General features: G+C 74.2%; 19 protein-coding genes. 18 read left to right on the forward strand and 1 reads right to left on the reverse strand.

The window, feature by feature from the left end; all coding sequences use genetic code 11:
* Positions 1 to 17: 17 nt before the first annotated feature.
* A complete protein-coding gene (locus JD79_RS06885) occupies positions 18 to 308 on the reverse strand; it encodes a winged helix-turn-helix domain-containing protein (RefSeq protein ID WP_110004912.1) in 291 nt (96 codons plus the stop codon).
* A 176-nt stretch (positions 309 to 484) separates the two neighbouring features.
* Between JD79_RS06885 and JD79_RS06890 the strand changes: the two genes are divergently transcribed.
* The 18 genes from JD79_RS06890 (at position 485) to JD79_RS06970 (ending at position 16,611) form a co-directional block, all read left to right on the forward strand.
* On the forward strand, positions 485 to 1,522 hold the full coding sequence (locus tag JD79_RS06890; protein WP_110007507.1) for a TerC family protein: 1,038 nt from the start codon (positions 485 to 487) through the stop codon (positions 1,520 to 1,522).
* A gap of 81 nt (positions 1,523 to 1,603) precedes the next feature.
* On the forward strand, positions 1,604 to 1,969 hold the full coding sequence (gene crcB, locus JD79_RS06895) for a fluoride efflux transporter CrcB (RefSeq protein WP_110004913.1): 366 nt from the start codon (positions 1,604 to 1,606) through the stop codon (positions 1,967 to 1,969).
* Positions 1,966 to 2,328 (forward strand): fluoride efflux transporter FluC, encoded by a 363-nt coding sequence (locus tag JD79_RS06900; protein WP_110004914.1) that lies wholly within the window; start codon positions 1,966 to 1,968, stop codon positions 2,326 to 2,328. Before crcB ends, JD79_RS06900 begins: the two co-directional genes overlap by 4 nt.
* 61 nt (positions 2,329 to 2,389) lie before the next feature.
* On the forward strand, positions 2,390 to 3,805 hold the full coding sequence (locus JD79_RS06905; RefSeq protein WP_110004915.1) for an alpha,alpha-trehalose-phosphate synthase (UDP-forming): 1,416 nt from the start codon (positions 2,390 to 2,392) through the stop codon (positions 3,803 to 3,805).
* The gene (gene otsB / locus JD79_RS06910) at positions 3,802 to 4,542 is read left to right on the forward strand and encodes a trehalose-phosphatase (RefSeq protein ID WP_110004916.1); all 741 of its coding nucleotides are present in this window, start codon (positions 3,802 to 3,804) and stop codon (positions 4,540 to 4,542) included. The genes JD79_RS06905 and otsB overlap by 4 nt, the downstream gene beginning before the upstream one ends.
* Positions 4,543 to 4,844: 302 nt before the next feature.
* Positions 4,845 to 6,437 (forward strand): methyl-accepting chemotaxis protein, encoded by a 1,593-nt coding sequence (locus JD79_RS06915; protein ID WP_110004917.1) that lies wholly within the window; start codon positions 4,845 to 4,847, stop codon positions 6,435 to 6,437.
* A gap of 397 nt (positions 6,438 to 6,834) precedes the next feature.
* Entirely contained in the window at positions 6,835 to 8,436 is a 1,602-nt protein-coding gene (locus JD79_RS06920; protein WP_110004918.1) for a methyl-accepting chemotaxis protein, read from the forward strand.
* A gap of 200 nt (positions 8,437 to 8,636) precedes the next feature.
* Positions 8,637 to 9,404 carry an Hpt domain-containing protein gene (locus JD79_RS23560; RefSeq protein ID WP_245899853.1) on the forward strand — a complete coding sequence of 256 codons (768 nt, stop codon included), beginning with the start codon at positions 8,637 to 8,639 and terminating at the stop codon, positions 9,402 to 9,404.
* Entirely contained in the window at positions 9,404 to 11,029 is a 1,626-nt protein-coding gene (locus JD79_RS06925; protein ID WP_245900322.1) for a chemotaxis protein CheA, read from the forward strand. Before JD79_RS23560 ends, JD79_RS06925 begins: the two co-directional genes overlap by 1 nt.
* A 1-nt stretch (position 11,030) precedes the next feature.
* A complete protein-coding gene (locus JD79_RS06930; protein WP_211307893.1) occupies positions 11,031 to 11,483 on the forward strand; it encodes a chemotaxis protein CheW in 453 nt (150 codons plus the stop codon).
* A 173-nt stretch (positions 11,484 to 11,656) separates the two neighbouring features.
* On the forward strand, positions 11,657 to 12,550 hold the full coding sequence (locus tag JD79_RS06935) for a hypothetical protein (RefSeq protein ID WP_110004919.1): 894 nt from the start codon (positions 11,657 to 11,659) through the stop codon (positions 12,548 to 12,550).
* 380 nt (positions 12,551 to 12,930) lie between these two features.
* Positions 12,931 to 13,437 (forward strand): response regulator, encoded by a 507-nt coding sequence (locus tag JD79_RS23565; RefSeq protein ID WP_245899855.1) that lies wholly within the window; start codon positions 12,931 to 12,933, stop codon positions 13,435 to 13,437.
* A complete protein-coding gene (locus JD79_RS23570; RefSeq protein WP_245899857.1) occupies positions 13,428 to 14,042 on the forward strand; it encodes a CheB methylesterase domain-containing protein in 615 nt (204 codons plus the stop codon). Before JD79_RS23565 ends, JD79_RS23570 begins: the two co-directional genes overlap by 10 nt.
* A complete protein-coding gene (locus JD79_RS06950; protein WP_110004921.1) occupies positions 14,039 to 14,863 on the forward strand; it encodes a CheR family methyltransferase in 825 nt (274 codons plus the stop codon). Before JD79_RS23570 ends, JD79_RS06950 begins: the two co-directional genes overlap by 4 nt.
* A complete protein-coding gene (locus JD79_RS06955; RefSeq protein WP_245899859.1) occupies positions 14,860 to 15,249 on the forward strand; it encodes a response regulator in 390 nt (129 codons plus the stop codon). The genes JD79_RS06950 and JD79_RS06955 overlap by 4 nt, the downstream gene beginning before the upstream one ends.
* Positions 15,246 to 15,764, forward strand: a complete 519-nt coding sequence (locus JD79_RS06960; protein ID WP_110004923.1) for a chemotaxis protein CheX — start codon at positions 15,246 to 15,248, stop codon at positions 15,762 to 15,764. Before JD79_RS06955 ends, JD79_RS06960 begins: the two co-directional genes overlap by 4 nt.
* Positions 15,761 to 16,123 carry a response regulator gene (locus JD79_RS06965; protein ID WP_110004924.1) on the forward strand — a complete coding sequence of 121 codons (363 nt, stop codon included), beginning with the start codon at positions 15,761 to 15,763 and terminating at the stop codon, positions 16,121 to 16,123. Before JD79_RS06960 ends, JD79_RS06965 begins: the two co-directional genes overlap by 4 nt.
* Positions 16,120 to 16,611: a hypothetical protein gene (locus JD79_RS06970; RefSeq protein ID WP_110004925.1), complete on the forward strand. Its 492-nt coding sequence runs from the start codon at positions 16,120 to 16,122 to the stop codon at positions 16,609 to 16,611. The genes JD79_RS06965 and JD79_RS06970 overlap by 4 nt, the downstream gene beginning before the upstream one ends.
* Positions 16,612 to 16,712: the final 101 nt, after the last annotated feature.

The following is a 16,712-nucleotide window of genomic DNA, read 5'->3' on the forward strand; positions in this document are numbered from 1 at the left end:
GGGCGGTCCGGGGCGGCTCAGCGCGGGGCGAAGACGGCGAGCAGGTCGTCGACCTCCCGGTGCGCGGCGCTGGGGTGCCGGAAGGGCCGGTGTGGCACGACCTCGTAGTGGGTGCGGCGGCCCCGGCGGGTACGGGTCAGGTATCCCGCCTCCTCGAGGTCGCGCAGGATCGACAGCGCCGCCCGGGTGCTGATGCCCACCGACGCCGCGATGTCGGCGACCCGGACGTCGGGATCGGCGGCGACGGCGAGCAGCACGTGGCCGTGGTTGGTCAGGAACGTCCAGGACGGACGCTGCTCGTCGGCCACGGCTCTCCTCGGCTGGCGCGTACAGGTGACGTCTGTTTCACTCGTCGTCGGGAGGGGAGTATCCCCAGCGTCCCCGTCGTCAGGACGGTCCGCCCCGGTGCGGACCCGGCGGGACGGGCGTCCGGTGCGACGCCGGGAGAGACCTCCGGTTGGTGCTCACCGACTGGAGGCTGTCCGTGGACGTCCCCTTCTGGCTCTGGCTCGCCGTGCTCGGCCTCATCGTCGGCATGCTCGCCGTCGACCTGCTCGCCCACCGCCGCGCGCACGTCATCGCCGTGCGCGAGGCAGCGCTGTGGTCGGCGGTCTGGATCGCGATCGGCGTCGGCTTCGGCGCCTGGGTGTGGTGGTCGCACGGGGCCGAGTTCGGCCAGCAGTACTACGCCGGGTACCTGATCGAGAAGTCGCTCGCCGTCGACAACGTCTTCGTCTGGGCGATCCTGTTCACCTTCTTCGCCGTGCCGCGGGAGTACCAGCACCGGGTGCTGTTCCTGGGCGTGCTCGGTGCGCTGGTGCTGCGTGGGGCGTTCATCGCCGGCGGTGCGGCGCTGATCGGGAGCTTCTCCTGGGTGCTGTACCTGTTCGCCGCGTTCCTGCTGGTCACCGGCTTCCGGATGCTGCGCCAGCGCGACGAGCACGTCGACCCCTCGCGGTCGCGGACGCTGCGGCTGTTCCGCCGGTTCGTCCCGATGACCGACGCCTACCACGGGCAGCGGTTCCTCGTCCGGCGCGGCGGCGTCCTGCTGGCCACTCCCCTGCTGGCCGTGCTGGTCCTGGTCGAGGCCAGCGACGTCGTCTTCGCCGTCGACTCGATCCCGGCGATCTTCGCCGTGACCGACGAACCGTTCCTCGTCTTCACCGCCAACGCCTTCGCCCTGCTGGGCCTGCGGGCCATGTACTTCCTGCTCGCCGACCTGGTGCACCGGTTCGTGTACCTGAAGGTGGGGCTGGCCCTGGTGCTGGTGTGGGTCGGCGTCAAGATGCTGCTGAAGGTCGACGTCCTCTACGTCCCCACGGCGCTCTCCCTGGCCGTCATCGTGACGATCCTCGGCGTCTCGATCGTCGCCAGCCTGCGGGCCACCCGCGGTCAGGGCCGCCGGGCGCTGGAGACCTCCGCCGCTCCCCCGTTCCGGATGGCCTCCGCGGAGGAGACGGCCTCGGTCGAGCCGCTGTGGCGCCGGCGCCGGGACCACGCCTCCCCGACCCGGACGCCGTGACGCCGTGACGGGCAGAGGAAGCTCTCCTCACGTCTCGGTCCCCGGAACGCGGGGAGAGCTCCCTATGCCTCGGAGGTGCGGGTGGCCTACCTGCTCGCGGCGCTCGGGGGCGCCCTGGGGGCGCTGGCCCGGTGGGGGGTCGCCGAGGCGCTCCCCCGTCCCGGCGGCGGCTGGCCGTGGGCGACGCTGCTGGTCAACCTCTCCGGCTGCCTGCTGATGGGCGTCCTCCTCGGCGTGCTCGCCGCCCGTGACCCCGAGCCGGCGTGGGCGCGGCCGTTCCTCGCCGTCGGCGTCCTCGGCGGCTACACGACGTACTCGGCGTTCGCCGTCGAGGTCGTCGACCTGACCGGCGCCGGGGCGGTCGCCGGGGCGCTCGGCTACGTGCTGGTCTCGGTGGCCGGCGGCGTGCTCGCCGTGGCGGCCGGGATCCGGGCGGTGCGCCGGTGACCCCGCTGCTGGTGGCGGCCGGCGCGCTGGCCGGTGCCCCGCTGCGGCTGCTCGCCGTCCGGCTGGCGGGACGGTCCGGACGGGACCCGGCGGCGGCCACGCTGGGCGTCAACGTCGCCGGCGCGGCGGTCCTCGGGGTGCTGCTCGGCCTGCACGACGTGCCGGCCGGCGTCCTCGCGCTGGTCGGCACCGGTCTCTGCGGCACGCTCACCACGTTCTCCGGCTTCGGTGCCGACGTCGTCCGGCTGGTGGAGGAGCGCACCGTCGTCCGGGCGGTCGGCTACGTCGCGGCCACGCTGGTCGCCGGGCTGGCCGCCGCGGCCGCCGGGTACCTCCTGGCGCGCTGGGGAGCCCGCTGACCGGTACACCGACCGCCCGAGGGTGCCTGACGGGCGCGGCCTGGATAGGGTCGGGACCGCCATGACCGGGTCAGACGCGGGAGACGTGCGGGCGGACAGCCCCGTCGTCGTCGTGGCCAACCGGCTGCCCGTGGACCAGGTGACCGATCCCGACGGGACGACGCGCTGGCAGCGCAGCCCCGGCGGCCTGGTCACCGCCCTCGAGCCCTTCGTCGCCGGCCGCGGCGGCGCGTGGGTGGGCTGGTCCGGCTCGGCCGGCGAGGCACCCGAGCCCTTCGAGTCCGGCGGGATGTCGCTGATCCCCGTCGAGCTCTCGGAGGAGGAGGTCGACCGCTACTACGAGGGCATGTCCAACGCCTCGCTGTGGCCGCTGTACCACGACGTGGTCGAGAAGCCGGAGTACCACCGCACCTGGTGGGACACCTACGTGCAGGTCAACAAGCGCTTCGCCGACCGGGCGGCCGAGGTCGCCGCCGACGACGCGATCGTCTGGGTGCACGACTACCAGCTGCAGCTGGTGCCCGCGATGCTGCGCCAGCGCCGCCCCGACCTGACCATCGGCTTCTTCCTGCACATCCCGTTCCCGCCCTACGAGCTGTTCACCCAGCTGCCGTGGCGCTCGGCGATCGTGGAGGGGCTGCTCGGCGCGGACCTGGTGGGCTTCCAGCTGCCCAGCGCGGCGACCAACTTCGTGCAGCTGGCCCGGCGGCTGCACGAGCTGCCCACCCGGGGGCCGACGATCGAGTACGACGGCCGCACCGTGACCGCGCGCGCGTTCCCGATCTCCATCGACGTCGCCGCCTTCGACGAGCTGGCCTCCTCGCCGGAGGTGCTCGCCCGCGCCAAGGAGATCCGCGCCGAGCTCGGCGACCCGGAGAAGGTGGTCCTGGGCGTCGACCGGCTCGACTACACCAAGGGCATCAGCGTGCGGCTCAACGCCTTCCAGGAGCTGCTGGAGGACGGCGCCGTCGAGGCGCCCGGCACGGTCATGGTGCAGGTGGCCACGCCCAGCCGGGAGCGGGTCGAGCACTACGTGCACATGCGGGAGACGATCGAGCAGCAGGTCGGGCACATCAACGGGGTGTACGGCTCGATCGGCGCACCGGCGGTCCACTACTTCAACCAGTCGATGCCCCGCGAGGAGCTCGCCGCCCTGTACCGCGCCGCCGACGTCATGCTCGTGACGCCCTACCGCGACGGCATGAACCTCGTGGCCAAGGAGTACGTCGCCGCGCGCGGTGACCACGGCGGCGCGCTGGTCCTCTCCGAGTTCGCCGGGGCCGCCGCCGAGTTGAAGCAGGCGTTCCTGGTCAACCCGCACGACATCGCCGGCGTCAAGAACCAGCTGCTGCGCGCGCTGCGCGTCGAGCCGGCCGAGGGCGCCCGCCGGATGCGCGCCATGCGCCGGTACCTGGTCAAGCACGACCTCGACCACTGGGCGTCGTCGTTCTTCGACGCGCTGCGCGCCCAGGCGTGACCGTCCCCGCCGACCTGGCGACGACGCTGGCCGGCCTGGCCGCGCGCCGTCCACTGCTGGTCGCCACCGACTACGACGGCGTCCTCGCGCCGCTGGTCGACGACCCCGGTGCTGCGCTCCCCTCCCCCGGTGTCGCCGAGGCGCTCGCGCGGGTCGCGTCCGCCGACGGGGTGACCGTCGCGCTGGTCAGCGGCCGCGGCCTGGAGGACCTGCGGGCGGTCAGCGGCTTCTCCGGCCCCTACCGCTGGATCGGCAGCCACGGCGCCGAGTTCGGCGGCCCGCTCACCGGCCAGCTGGCCGGCCGCCGCGACGCGCTGGCCGGGATGCTCGCGCCGCTGGTGGCCGCCGTCCCGGGTGCACGGCTGGAGGTCAAGCCGGCCAGCGTCGCCGTCCACGTGCGGCAGGTCGCCGACCCCGCCGCGGCGGCCGCGCTGCTGGCGTCCGCCGACGCGGCGGCCGATCCGTCACTGACGAAGAAGCCCGGCAAGGCGGTCCTCGAGCTCGCGGTGACCGACGCCGACAAGGGCAGCGCCGTCACCCGGCTGCGCGGTGAGCTCGGGGCGGCCGCGGTCGTGTACCTCGGCGACGACCGCACCGACGAGGACGTCTTCGCCACCCTCGGGCCGGACGACGCCGGCATCAAGGTCGGCGAGGGCGAGACCGCCGCGCGGTACCGCGTGGCCGATCCCACCGCCGTCGTCGCGGTGTTCCGGCTCCTGGGCGACCTGCTCGCCTGACCCGCCCGGCGCGTCGTCGCCGGGCCGGTGGTGACCGTCCGGGGCGCGGACGCCGGCCCGTCGCTGCGGGGTCGACACGTCGCCCCTCCCCTGCCCGCCGCCTGCGCGGACGCCGGGGACGGCCGCCGGTCAGCGCCGGGCGCCGTCGACTCGGCGACGGCGGAGCGCGCGGTCCCCACCCGGACCGCAACGATCCGTCCGCGGCCGTTTCCCATGGCGGTGGGTGGGCAGCGCCGGCCCCCACCATTCCCCTGCACGCAACCTCATCCGTCGCAGCGTGCACAGGACGCCCAGGAGGCCCCGTGAACGCCGCACCCCATCCGCAGGCCGGCTGGTTCGCCGACCGTCCGCTGTCCGTGAAGTTCGGTGCGCTCGTCGCCGTCGGGACGCTGTCGCTGGGTGGGTTGCTCGTCGCGACGACGCTCGGCCACGGAGCCGTCCGCGAGGAGCAGCAGCGCGCGGAGGCGCTCAACGACGCCCAGGAGCTCGTGCTGCAGCTCGACACCCGGGCCAGCGAGCTCAAGGTCGACGGCTTCAAGGCCCTGGTCCGCGAGGTCCCGGCCGAGCAGCTGGCCGAGCTGGCCGACGACGTCGCGACCCCCGAGGCGCTGCTCGACGAGCTCGCCGGCATCGAGCTGACCGGCGACAGCGCCGCGGCCGTCGACGCCCTGGAGAACTCCTACGGCGACTACACCGATGCGATCACCACGTTCGTGAACAGCGCCGTCGCCGACCAGGCGGGGACGCGGCTGCGCTGGGAGGACATCCAGGCGGCCAACGACCTCACCGACGCCGCCGTCGGCGAGGCCAAGGACACCCTCCAGGCGGAGGCCGAGGCCGCGACGGTCGCCCTCGACGACACCGTCACGCGGTGGGAGACCATCTCGACGGTGGTCGCCGCCCTCGGCTTCCTGCTGCTGGTCCTCCTGAGCTGGCTGACCGCCCGGTCGGTCATCCGGCCGGTGCGCACCGTGCAGGCCTCCCTGGAGGCGCTCGCGCGGGGCGACCTGACCCGTGCCACCGGCATCCGGTCGCGTGACGAGGTGGGCCGGATGGCCGACGCCCTCGACCGCGCCCAGACCACGCTGCGCGAGGTCCTGGACTCCGTCGCCGCCTCCGCCGACGCCGTCGCCGCGTCCAGCGAGGAGCTGTCGGCGTCGGCGGCGCAGATCTCGGCCTCGGCGGAGGAGACCTCCGCGCAGTCCGGCGTGGTCTCCGGTGCCGCGGAGGAGGTGTCGCGCAACGTGCAGACCGTGGCCGCCGGCGCCGAGCAGATGGGCGCCTCGATCCGGGAGATCGCCACCAACGCCGCCGAGGCGAGCGCGGTGGCCGCCCGTGCCGTCACCGCCGCGGAGACCACGACGGCGACGGTGGCCAAGCTGGGTGAGTCCTCCGCCGAGATCGGCAACGTGGTCAAGGTGATCACCTCGATCGCCGAGCAGACCAACCTGCTGGCGCTCAACGCCACCATCGAGGCCGCCCGGGCCGGGGAGGCCGGCAAGGGCTTCGCCGTGGTCGCCAACGAGGTCAAGGAGCTGGCGCAGGAGACCGCCAAGGCCACCGAGGACATCGCCCGCCGGGTGCAGGCCATCCAGGGCGACACCACCGCCGCCGTGGGCGCGATCGGGGAGATCTCGCAGATCGTCGCGCAGATCTCCGACCGGCAGACCACCATCGCCTCGGCGGTGGAGGAGCAGACCGCCACCACCAACGAGATGAGCCGCTCGGTGGCCGAGGCCGCCCAGGGATCGGGTCAGATCGCCGACAACATCTCCGGGGTCTCCACCGCCGCGGAGTCCACCACCCAGGCGCTGACCCAGACCCGCACCGCCGTCGACGAACTGTCGCGGATGGCCGCCGACCTGCGCACCAGCGTCGGCCGCTTCACGCACTGAACCCGTCGGTGCGGCCGGCCATTCGGCCGGCCGCACCGGCGCCATTCCGGTCATGGCCGGCGGGCAACGGTCGGCCACCTGTGACCAATAGCGCCATGCAGGCCCCACCCGGGCCGAGCAGGGGCGGAAGTGGCCTGTCGACACGGAGATCCGGTCGCTCCACGGTCATCCGCCATTTCGCGACACCATGTCGACAAGGTGTTCGGAATGGCTTCCGCGTCGTCCCGGTCGTCCATTTACGGCCGTGCTCGGATCGTTACCGACACGCCATTTCCGGACGGCCCGAGTTCCTTTTCGGATCCGTCACAGTTCTCCCGCCAGCGCAATCCGAGCGCGCACCAGCACCGCCCGCTGTCCCCATCGATCCGCCGCATCCAGGAATCCAGGAGCACCATCCATGAGCACCCAACGTGCCGGCCGTTCCGGCGGCTGGTTCGCCGACCGTCCGGTCGCCGTCAAGATCGGCGCCGCGGTCGCCGTCCTCGCCGTCGTGGCCGTGGCGATGACCGTCCTCGCGGTCAGCCGGCTGTCGGCCGTCGAGGCCGCCGCCACCCGGATCAACGACAACGTCGTCCGGCTGTCGGACCTCGCGAACATCCAGCGGTCCTGGCAGGGCGACCGGTCGCGGTACAACACCTACCCGATCGCCGACCCGCAGCAGCGCGCCGACCTGCGCGCCGACCTCGCCGAGCGGCGGGAGACCATCGACGGGCAGCTCGACGCGTACGCCGAGGTGACGGTCAACAAGGCCGCCTTCGAGGAGTTCCGCGCCACCGTCGACGGCTACTACGACGTCGCCCAGACCCAGCTGGTCCCGGCCGCCGACGCCGGGAACCTGGCCGCCGCGGCCGCCGTGATCACCGGGCCGCTCCAGGACGCCTCCGACTCGATCATGGACCAGTACAACGCCATGCAGGAGCGGCGGGTGGGCGCCGGGCAGTCCGACACCGACGACGCCGTGGGCATCGTGTCCTCGGCCACCACCACCCTGTGGACCTCGCTGGCCGTCGGCATCGCCGTCGCCGGCGGGCTCACCGTCCTCGTCGTCCGGCGGCTCGTGGCCACCGTCCGCTCGGTGCAGCGCTCGGTCGAGGCCCTGGCCGAGGGCGACCTGACCGTGGTCCCCGAGGTCCACGGGCGCGACGAGCTCGGCCGCATGGCCGCCGCCCTCGGCACGGCCCAGGAGGCGATGCGCGGGGTCATGGCCTCCGTCGCCGGCGCTGCCGACGCGGTGGCGGCCTCGAGCGAGGAGCTGTCGGCGTCGGCGGCGCAGATCTCGGCCTCGGCCGAGGAGACCTCCGCGCAGTCCGGCGTGGTCTCCGGTGCCGCGGAGGAGGTGTCGCGCAACGTGCAGACCGTGGCCGCCGGCGCCGAGCAGATGGGCGCCTCGATCCGGGAGATCGCCACCAACGCCGCCGAGGCGAGCGCGGTGGCCGCCCGTGCCGTCACCGCCGCGGAGACCACGACGGCGACGGTGGCCAAGCTGGGTGAGTCCTCCGCCGAGATCGGCAACGTGGTCAAGGTGATCACCTCGATCGCCGAGCAGACCAACCTGCTGGCGCTCAACGCCACCATCGAGGCCGCCCGGGCCGGGGAGGCCGGCAAGGGCTTCGCCGTGGTCGCCAACGAGGTCAAGGAGCTGGCGCAGGAGACCGCCAAGGCCACCGAGGACATCGCCCGCCGGGTGCAGGCCATCCAGGGCGACACCACCGCCGCCGTGGGCGCGATCGGGGAGATCTCGCAGATCGTCGCGCAGATCTCCGACCGGCAGACCACCATCGCCTCGGCGGTGGAGGAGCAGACCGCCACCACCAACGAGATGAGCCGCTCGGTGGCCGAGGCCGCCCAGGGATCGGGTCAGATCGCCGACAACATCTCCGGGGTCTCCACCGCCGCGGAGTCCACCACCCAGGCGCTGACCCAGACCCGCACCGCCGTCGACGAACTGTCGCGGATGGCCGCCGACCTGCGCACCAGCGTCGCCCGCTTCACCTACTAGCAGGACCTCCCTGCCCCACCGCGAGCGGTGGGGCAGGGAGGCCGCCACCCCGGGGCCGGCCGACGGTCGGCTCCGGGGCGGGGGCTGCCGATGACAGATCCCGACGACCACCGCCACCCGGGTCCGCCTCGAGGTGGACCGGTGCGGCGTCGAACACCCAGCGGGACGACCCGCCCCAGACAGTGAGAGAGAAGGCACCGGTGGACGGTCTGGACGACATCGTCGAGGAGTTCCTCGTCGAGAGCCACGAGAACCTCGACCAGCTCGACACCGACCTGGTCGCGCTCGAGCAGGAGCCCGACTCCCGCGAGCGGCTCTCGAGCATCTTCCGCACGATCCACACGATCAAGGGGACCAGCGGCTTCCTGGCCTTCGGCCGCCTGGAGGAGGTCACCCACGTCGGGGAGAACATGCTCTCCCGGCTGCGGGACGGCGTCCTGGCGCTGACCCCCGAGCGCACCAGCGTGCTGCTGCGCATGGTCGACACCGTCCGCTCGCTGCTCGCCTCGATCGAGGCCACCGGGGGCGAGGGCGGCGTGGACGTCTCCGCCGTCGTCGCCGAGATCAGCGCGGCCATGGAGGACCGACCGGCCCCGGCCGCCGCCTCCCCGGCCGTCCCCTCCCCGCCGCCGCCGCCGCGCCCGCGCCCGCCGCCGCTCCGGCAGCGGCCGTCGCCGAGCCGGCCGCCGAGGTCGCCGCCGAGGTCGCCGCCGAGGTGGTCGCCGCGGCCGAGGCCGTCGTCGAGGCCGTCGTGGAGGCCGTCGTCGAGGCCCCGGTCGAGGCCGTCGAGGAGACGGTGCACGAGGAGGTGCACGACGAGCACGGCGACGAGGACCACCACGAGGACCACCCCGACGGCGGGACCGGCCCGGCCGGCGCCGCGCGCCCGGAGGGCCAGGGCGGCCAGCAGCGCCGCGCCGTCGCCGACTCGACCATCCGCGTCGACGTCGACCTGCTCGACTCGCTGATGCTGCTGGTCGGGGAGCTGGTGCTCACCCGCAACCAGATCGTCCAGTACGTGGGCCGCTCCACCGACACCGACCTGGTGCGCGCCTCGCAGCGCCTCAACCTCATCGCCAGCGAGCTGCAGGAGGGCGTCATGAAGACGCGCATGCAGCCGATCGACCACATCTGGTCCAAGCTGCCGCGCGTCGTCCGCGACCTCGGCATCCAGTGCGGCAAGACCGTCCGCCTGGAGATGGAGGGCAGGGACACCGAGCTCGACAAGACGCTGCTCGAGGCGGTCAAGGACCCGCTGACCCACCTGGTCCGCAACTCCGTCGACCACGGCATCGAGTCCCCCGACCGCCGCCGCGCCGCGGGCAAGCCCGCCGAGGGCGTGCTCACCCTGCGCGCGAAGCACGAGAGCGGGCAGGTCGTCGTCGAGGTCGCCGACGACGGCGCCGGCATCGACCCGTCGCGGATCGGCGCCAAGGCCGTCGAGCGCGGCCTGGTCACCGCCGACCAGCTCGCCCGCATGGGCCCGCAGGACGTCCTGCAGCTGATCTTCCTGCCCGGCTTCTCGACCGCCGCCGCGGTCACCAACGTCTCCGGTCGCGGCGTCGGCATGGACGTCGTCAAGACCAACATCGAGTCCATCGGCGGCACGATCGAGGTCGAGTCCGAGCCCGGCCGCGGCACCGTCTGCCGGCTGCGGATCCCGCTGACCCTCGCGATCGTCCCGGCGCTGACCGTCGAGTGCGCCGGCGACCGCTACGCCATCCCGCAGATCAGCCTGCAGGAGCTGGTCAGCCTCGACGCGGAGAAGGCCGCCAACGCCGTCGAGGAGGTCGGCGGCGCGCCGGTCTACCGCCTGCGCGGCGAGCTGCTGCCCCTCGTGCGGCTCACCGACGTCCTGGGCCTCGCCTCCGACCGGCACGACGGCCACGTGGTCATCGCGGTGCTGCGGTCGGAGGGCCGGCGCTTCGGCCTCGTCGTCGACCGGGTCATCAACACCGAGGAGATCGTCGTCAAGGCCGTCGGCGGCCAGCTCAAGGCGATCGGCCTGTACTCCGGCGCGACCGTCCTCGGCGACGGCGCGGTGGCGCTCATCCTCGACGTCCAGGCCCTGGCCCGCCGCGCGCTGCGCACCGAGACCGCCGAGCGGCAGGAGGCCCGCGAGGCCGCGGCCCGCACCGCCGCCGTCGAGACCGAGCGGCAGCGGATGCTGCTGGCCGCGATCGGCGAGGGCCGCCGCGTGGCGATCCCGCTGGACACCGTCACCCGCCTCGAGCAGGTGCGCGCGGAGTCCGTCGAGCGGGTCGGCAACCGCGAGGTCGTGCAGTACCGGGGCGCCATCCTGCCGATCGTCCGGCTCGACCGGCACCTGGGCGCCTACGGCACCGGCGACCGCGAGGTGCTCGAGGTCATCGTCTACAGCGACCACGGCCGCAGCGTCGCGATCGTCGTCGAGGAGATCCTCGACATCGTCGACGGCGGGGCCGCCGTCCGCAGCGACATCGACGACCTCGGCCTGCTCGGCTCGGCCGTGCTCGGCGACAAGGTGACCGAGCTGCTCGACGTCCGCGCCGCCATCCTCGCGGCCGACCCGGCCTTCTACGCCACCCCCTCACCCACCCTGCTGGAGGTCTGACGTGACGACCCCGACCGACACCCCCACCCGGGCCACCAGCGGCCAGCTGGCCACCTTCCGGCTCGACGGCGACCTGTACGGCGTCGAGGTGGAGCACGTGCAGGAGGTCCTGCGCAGCCAGGTCCTGACCCGGGTGCCGCTGGCGCCGCCGGCCGTCGCCGGGTTGATCAACCTGCGCGGGCAGGTGGTCACGGCCATCGAGCTGCGGGAGCGGCTCGGGCGCCCGCCGCGGCCGGCGGGCACCGACGCCGTCGTCATCGTCGTGCGGCTGCACGGCGAGGCGGTGAGCCTGCTGGTCGACTCGATCGCCGACGTCGTCGACGTCGACGCGACCGACTTCGAGGCCCCGCCGGACACCCTCGACGGGCAGGCCCGCGAGCTCATCCGCGGCGCCTACAAGCTCGACGGGACGCTGCTGCTGGCCCTCGACGTGCAGAAGGCCGTCGGCGCCTGAGCCCCCTCCTGTGGTGACGGGGAGTCACCCCCCGTTCACCTGACGAATTCCGACACGCGGCCGTCACCCATCGCTCCTCCGGCGATCGGGTGACGGCCGCGTGGCGTTCCCGGGGGATCGCGGCCAGCATGGTCAGGCCGCCGTCCCCTGGCGGTGCCGTCGGAGGGGGAGACGTGCCGTACTCGCTGGTCAGTGCCGCCACGCTGGGGTTCGACCTCGTCCGCCTGCCCGCCGGCCGGGCGGTCGCCGACGTGCTGCTCACCGGGCTGGCCGCCGGTCCCGCCGAGCTCACCGCGCTGGCCGCCGGCGCCCGCACCCGCGGCGCCGACCGCGAGCAGCGCACCGTCCTGGCCGTGCGCGCCCGCCGCGCCCGCGAGCTGGCCGCCGCGGTCCCGCAGCTGCGCTCGGTGTCGCCGGGGGCGGGGGAGGACCGCACCGCCGTCCTCGTCGCCCAGCTCGAGCGCGGGACCATCGGCACCGCCGCCTCGCTGGAGCGGCTGCTGCGCGAGGACGTCCTCGGTCCCGAGCACCGGGCCGCCGCGGAGGCCACGGCCGACGTCCGCGAGCAGGCCGCCGAGGTGCTGGCCGACGCCGCGGTGGGGGAGTGGGCCGCCGACGTGCTGCCGCCGCTCGTCCACCGCGAGCTCGTGGCCCCCTTCGCCGCCGTGGTCCCCGACGCGGCCACCCGCGGCGCCGCCACCGACCTCGGCCCGGGCACCCCCGAGCTGTCCTCGCTGCTGGCCACCGTCGCCGGCCTCGACGCCCGCGGCCGCGACCGCTGGCGGGCCGCCGTCGACGAGGGCCGGGCCGCCCGGCGCCCGTGGGCGACCGCCATGCACGAGGCCTCCTGGGCCGCGCACGTCTGCGGGCGCACCCGCACGCTGGCCACCGCGCAGCTGCTCGCCGTCCGCGCCTTCGCCGACGGCGGCTTCGACGCCTCCGACGGCGCCGCGGGCTCGTGGAACGCCCTCGCCGGCGTCGTCCAGGCGTTCACGACGGGCGACCTGCTCGACGACAGCGCGCTCGACGTCCTCCTCGCCCCCTGGCACCGCGTCACCGGCCGCTGAGGACCCGCGGCGGCCGGCCGGTGTCGATCACCGGGTCGTCGCCGATCACCGGGTCGTCGGCGCCGACACGTGCGTGCGCCCCTCCGGTGACCGGCGTACGGAGGCGCAGGTCAGCGCCCCGCGCACCTGATCCGGCCCCGCGCGCGCGGGTCGACATGTACCCGCCGGCCCCACGGTCACCGGACACCCCGTAACGGTTGCGCGCTCCCGGTCAACACGACGGGTGGGGCGGCCGACAACTCCTGGGACAGGCGAGGCGGGTGGGAGTCCCGGGGCCGTTCCGGATCAGGCCCCGGAGTGACCTTGACACCTCCTGCCGCGCTGCCGAGACCTCGACGACGGCCCTCGCCAGGCCGGCCGCCGCTGGAGCAGGAGGACGTGTGGACCCGATCCGGGTGCTGGTGGTCGACGACTCGGTCGTCGTCCGCAAGATCGTGACCGACGTGCTGTCCGCCGACCCTGCCATCGAGGTCGTCGGGACGGCGGTCAACGGCAAGCTCGCGCTGACCAAGCTCGACACGCTCGAGCCGGACCTGGTCACGATGGACATCGAGATGCCGGAGATGAACGGCATCGAGGCGGTGCGCGCCATCCGGGCCCGCCGCAACCGCGTGCCGATCGTCATGTTCAGCACGCTGACCGAGCGTGGGGCCTCGGCCACCCTCGACGCGCTGTCGTCCGGCGCGAACGACTACGTGACCAAGCCGGCCAACGTCGGCAGCGTCGCTCAGTCGATGGAGAGCGTGCGCGAGCAGCTCATCCCCAAGATCAAGGCCCTCACCGGCCGTCCCACGGGCCTGGGCGCCGCCCGCCCGGCCCCGCGCCCGCCGCGGCCCGCCCGCCTGCGCCGCGCAGCGCTCCGCACAAGGCCCCCGCGGTGCTGGTGATCGGCTCCTCGACCGGTGGTCCCGAGGCGCTGGCGAAGGTGCTGCCCGCGCTGCCCGCCTCCCTGCCCGTGCCGGTCCTGCTGGTGCAGCACATGCCGCCGGTCTTCACCCGGCAGTTCGCCCAGCGGCTCGACCGCCTCAGCGCCCTGCGCGTCGTCGAGGCCGTCGACGGCTCGCCGCTGCAGCCGGGCACCGTGCACCTCGCCCCCGGCGACCACCACCTGACCGTGCGCGGCACCGGCCGCGGCGCGACGACGATGCTGTCGCAGGACCCGCCCGAGAACTTCTGCCGCCCCGCCGTCGACCCGCTGTTCCGCTCGGCGGTGACCGCCTACGACGGCGCCGTCCTCGCCGTCGTGCTGACCGGCATGGGCTCCGACGGCCGCAACGGCGCGAGCGTCATCCGCGACGCCGGCGGCACCGTCGTCGTCCAGGACCAGGCCTCCTCGGTGGTGTGGGGGATGCCCGGCGCCGTCGCCTCCGCCGGCCTGGCCGACGAGGTCCTGCCCCTCGACCGGGTGGCCGAGGCCATCACGCGCCACCTCCAGCGCGCCCTCCCGCCGCAGCCCGCCCGGCCGACCCTCGCGACGGGAGCCCACCGGTGACCCTCACCGCCCCCCGCTTCGACTGGGTACGCCAGCTGGTGCACCGCGAGAGCGCGATCGTCCTGGCGCCGGGCAAGGAGTACCTGGTCGAGGCCCGGCTGCTGCCGCTCGCCCGCAAGATGGGCCTGTCCGACGTCGACCAGTTCGTCGACTCGGTGCGCAGCCGCCCGCGGCCGGACGACACCCGCTCGATCGTCGAGGCGCTCACCACCAACGAGACCTCCTGGTTCCGCGACGGCGACCCGTTCACCGCGCTCACCTCGACGGTGCTGCCCTCGCTGCTGTCGGCGCGCGGCCCCGTCGAGCGGCTGCAGATCTGGTCGGCGGCCTGCTCCAGCGGCCAGGAGGCCTACACGGTCGCCATGCTGCTCGAGGACGCGATGCCCTCCGCCTCGACGCGGGTCTCCATCACCGCCACGGACATCTCCCGGGAGATGGTCGAGCGCACCCGGGCCGGCCGGTTCAGCCAGCTCGAGGTCAACCGCGGCCTGCCCGCCCCGATGCTGGTGCGCCACTTCCAGCGGGCCGGCAGCGAGTGGGAGGTCGCGCCGAGCCTGCGCCGCATGGTGACCGCCCGCGAGTGCAACCTGGCCGCCCCGCTGCCGCGGATGGGCCCGTTCGACGTCGTGTACCTGCGCAACGTCCTCATCTACTTCGACCTGCCCACCAAGCAGGCGATCCTCCGCCGGGTGCGCGAGCTCATGCGCCCCGACGGCTGGCTGTTCCTCGGTGCCGCCGAGACCACGCTCGGCGTCGACGACTCCTGGAGCCGGGTCGTCCTCGGCCGCAGCTCCGCCTACCGCCCGCTGAAGGGGGCATGACCGTGCGCGCTCTGGTGATCGACGACTCCCGCGCCATGCGGCGGATCGTGGCCGGGACCCTCGAGGGGTTCGGCTACGAGACGCGGCAGGCCGGCCACGGGCAGGAGGCGCTCGACGTCCTGCACGAGGGCTGGGTGCCCGACCTCTGCACGATCGACTGGAACATGCCGGTGATGGACGGCCTGCAGTTCGTCAACGCCGTCCGCGCCAACCCGGGCTGGCGGGCGGTGACGCTGATGATGGTCACCTCCGAGAGCGAGCACGGCCAGATCGTGCGCGCGCTGGCCGCCGGCGCCCACGAGTACGTCATCAAGCCGTTCACCGCCGACGCCATCCGCGACAAGCTCGCGCTGCTCGGCCTGCTCCCGCAGGAGGTGTCGCTGTGAGCCACCCGGACACCGGGCTGCGCCGCCGGGCGACCGACCGCCCGCCGGCGATCACCGACCTCGTCGACGAGGCGACGGTCCAGGGGATCACCGAGCAGGCGTGGCTGGCGCTCGTCGGCGAGGACGAGGTGCTCGTCCCGCTGCCCGCGCCGCTGCCGGCAGAGACGCGCAGCTCCTGGGTCGAGATCGTCGGACCGTGGACCGGCAGCGTCGTCCTGACCTGCGGCCGCGAGACCGCGCTGGCGCTCACCCGGGCGCTGCTCCGCGAGCACGCCTCCGAGGTGCTCGAGGAGGAGGACGTCGACGACGCGCTGGGCGAGCTGGCCAACGTCGTCGGCGGCAACGTCAAGGCCGTCCTCCCCGGCCCGTCGGTCCTCGGCCTGCCCGAGACCGGCACCACCCCGCCCCCCGGCCGCGAGGCCGACACCTGCCGTGTCCACGTCCTGTGGCGCGGCGAGCCGCTGACCGTCTCCGTGCAGTCGCACGCCGAGCGAGAGAACGAGGTGCCCCTGTGAAGATCCTGGTCGCCGACGACAGCCGCGTGATGCGGCAGATCGTCATCCGCACCCTGCGGCAGGCCGGCTACGACGACCACGACATCGTCGAGGCCGAGGACGGCCGCGACGCCTACGACAAGGTCCGCAGCGAGAGCCCGGACCTGGTCCTGTCGGACTGGAACATGCCGAACATGACCGGCCTGGAGTGCCTGCAGGCGCTGCGCGGCTCCGGCTCGTCGGTCCCCTTCGGCTTCGTCACCTCCGAGGGCTCGGCGGAGATGCGGGAGAAGGCCGCCGACGCCGGCGCGCTGTTCCTCATCGCCAAGCCCTTCACCGAGGAGACCTTCCGCGAGAACCTCGAGGGGGTGCTGGCGTGACCGCGCCGCTCACCGTCGTCCTGCCCGAGGCCAAGGCCGTCAAGGACATGCTCACGGGCCTGGTCGGCAGGCCGGTCTCGGTGACGCCGGGTGCCCCGGTGACGCCCACGGCGAAGGACCCCGTCTCGGTCGCCGTCTACGTCGGCTCCTCGATGGCGGTCCACGCGCTGTGCGTCATGGACCTGCCGCTGGCGGCCTGGACCGGCGGTGCGCTGGCCCTGCTGCCCCCCGGCGGCGTCCAGGACGTCGTCGAGGAGGACGGCGAGCTCACCACGATGCTCACCGAGGCCCTCCACGAGGTCGTCAACGTCCTGTCGGCGCTGTTCAACGTGCCGGGTGCCCCGCACTCCAAGCTGCACGCGTCCTACGCCCCCGGCGACGACCTGCCGGGCGACGTCGCCGGCATGCTCGCCGCCTTCAACCGGCTCGACCTCGCCGTCGAGGTCCCCGGCTACGGCAAGGGCCGGCTCTCGCTGGTCGTGCCGTGACACGGTCGTCCTCCCGGACGACGCCGCGGCCAGGAGCCCGAGAGGACCTCGGTGCCCCCCACGCCTCGCACGCTCGGCGCGGGCCCCTGCACCGAGGCCGA

The sequence above is a fragment of the Geodermatophilus normandii genome (genome assembly GCF_003182485.1).
Lineage (GTDB): Bacteria > Actinomycetota > Actinomycetes > Mycobacteriales > Geodermatophilaceae > Geodermatophilus > Geodermatophilus normandii.

Bases quoted from the DNA above. Each gene is read 5' to 3' on its own strand.
- JD79_RS06905 (WP_110004915.1), top strand. From the start codon at position 2,390: ATGACCGGGTCAGACGCGGGAGACGTGCGGGCGGACAGCCCCGTCGTC.
- JD79_RS06920 (WP_110004918.1), top strand. From the start codon at position 6,835: ATGAGCACCCAACGTGCCGGCCGTTCCGGCGGCTGGTTCGCCGACCGT.
- JD79_RS06925 (WP_245900322.1), top strand. From the start codon at position 9,404: ATGCTGCTGGTCGGGGAGCTGGTGCTCACCCGCAACCAGATCGTCCAG.
- JD79_RS06955 (WP_245899859.1), top strand. From the start codon at position 14,860: ATGACCGTGCGCGCTCTGGTGATCGACGACTCCCGCGCCATGCGGCGG.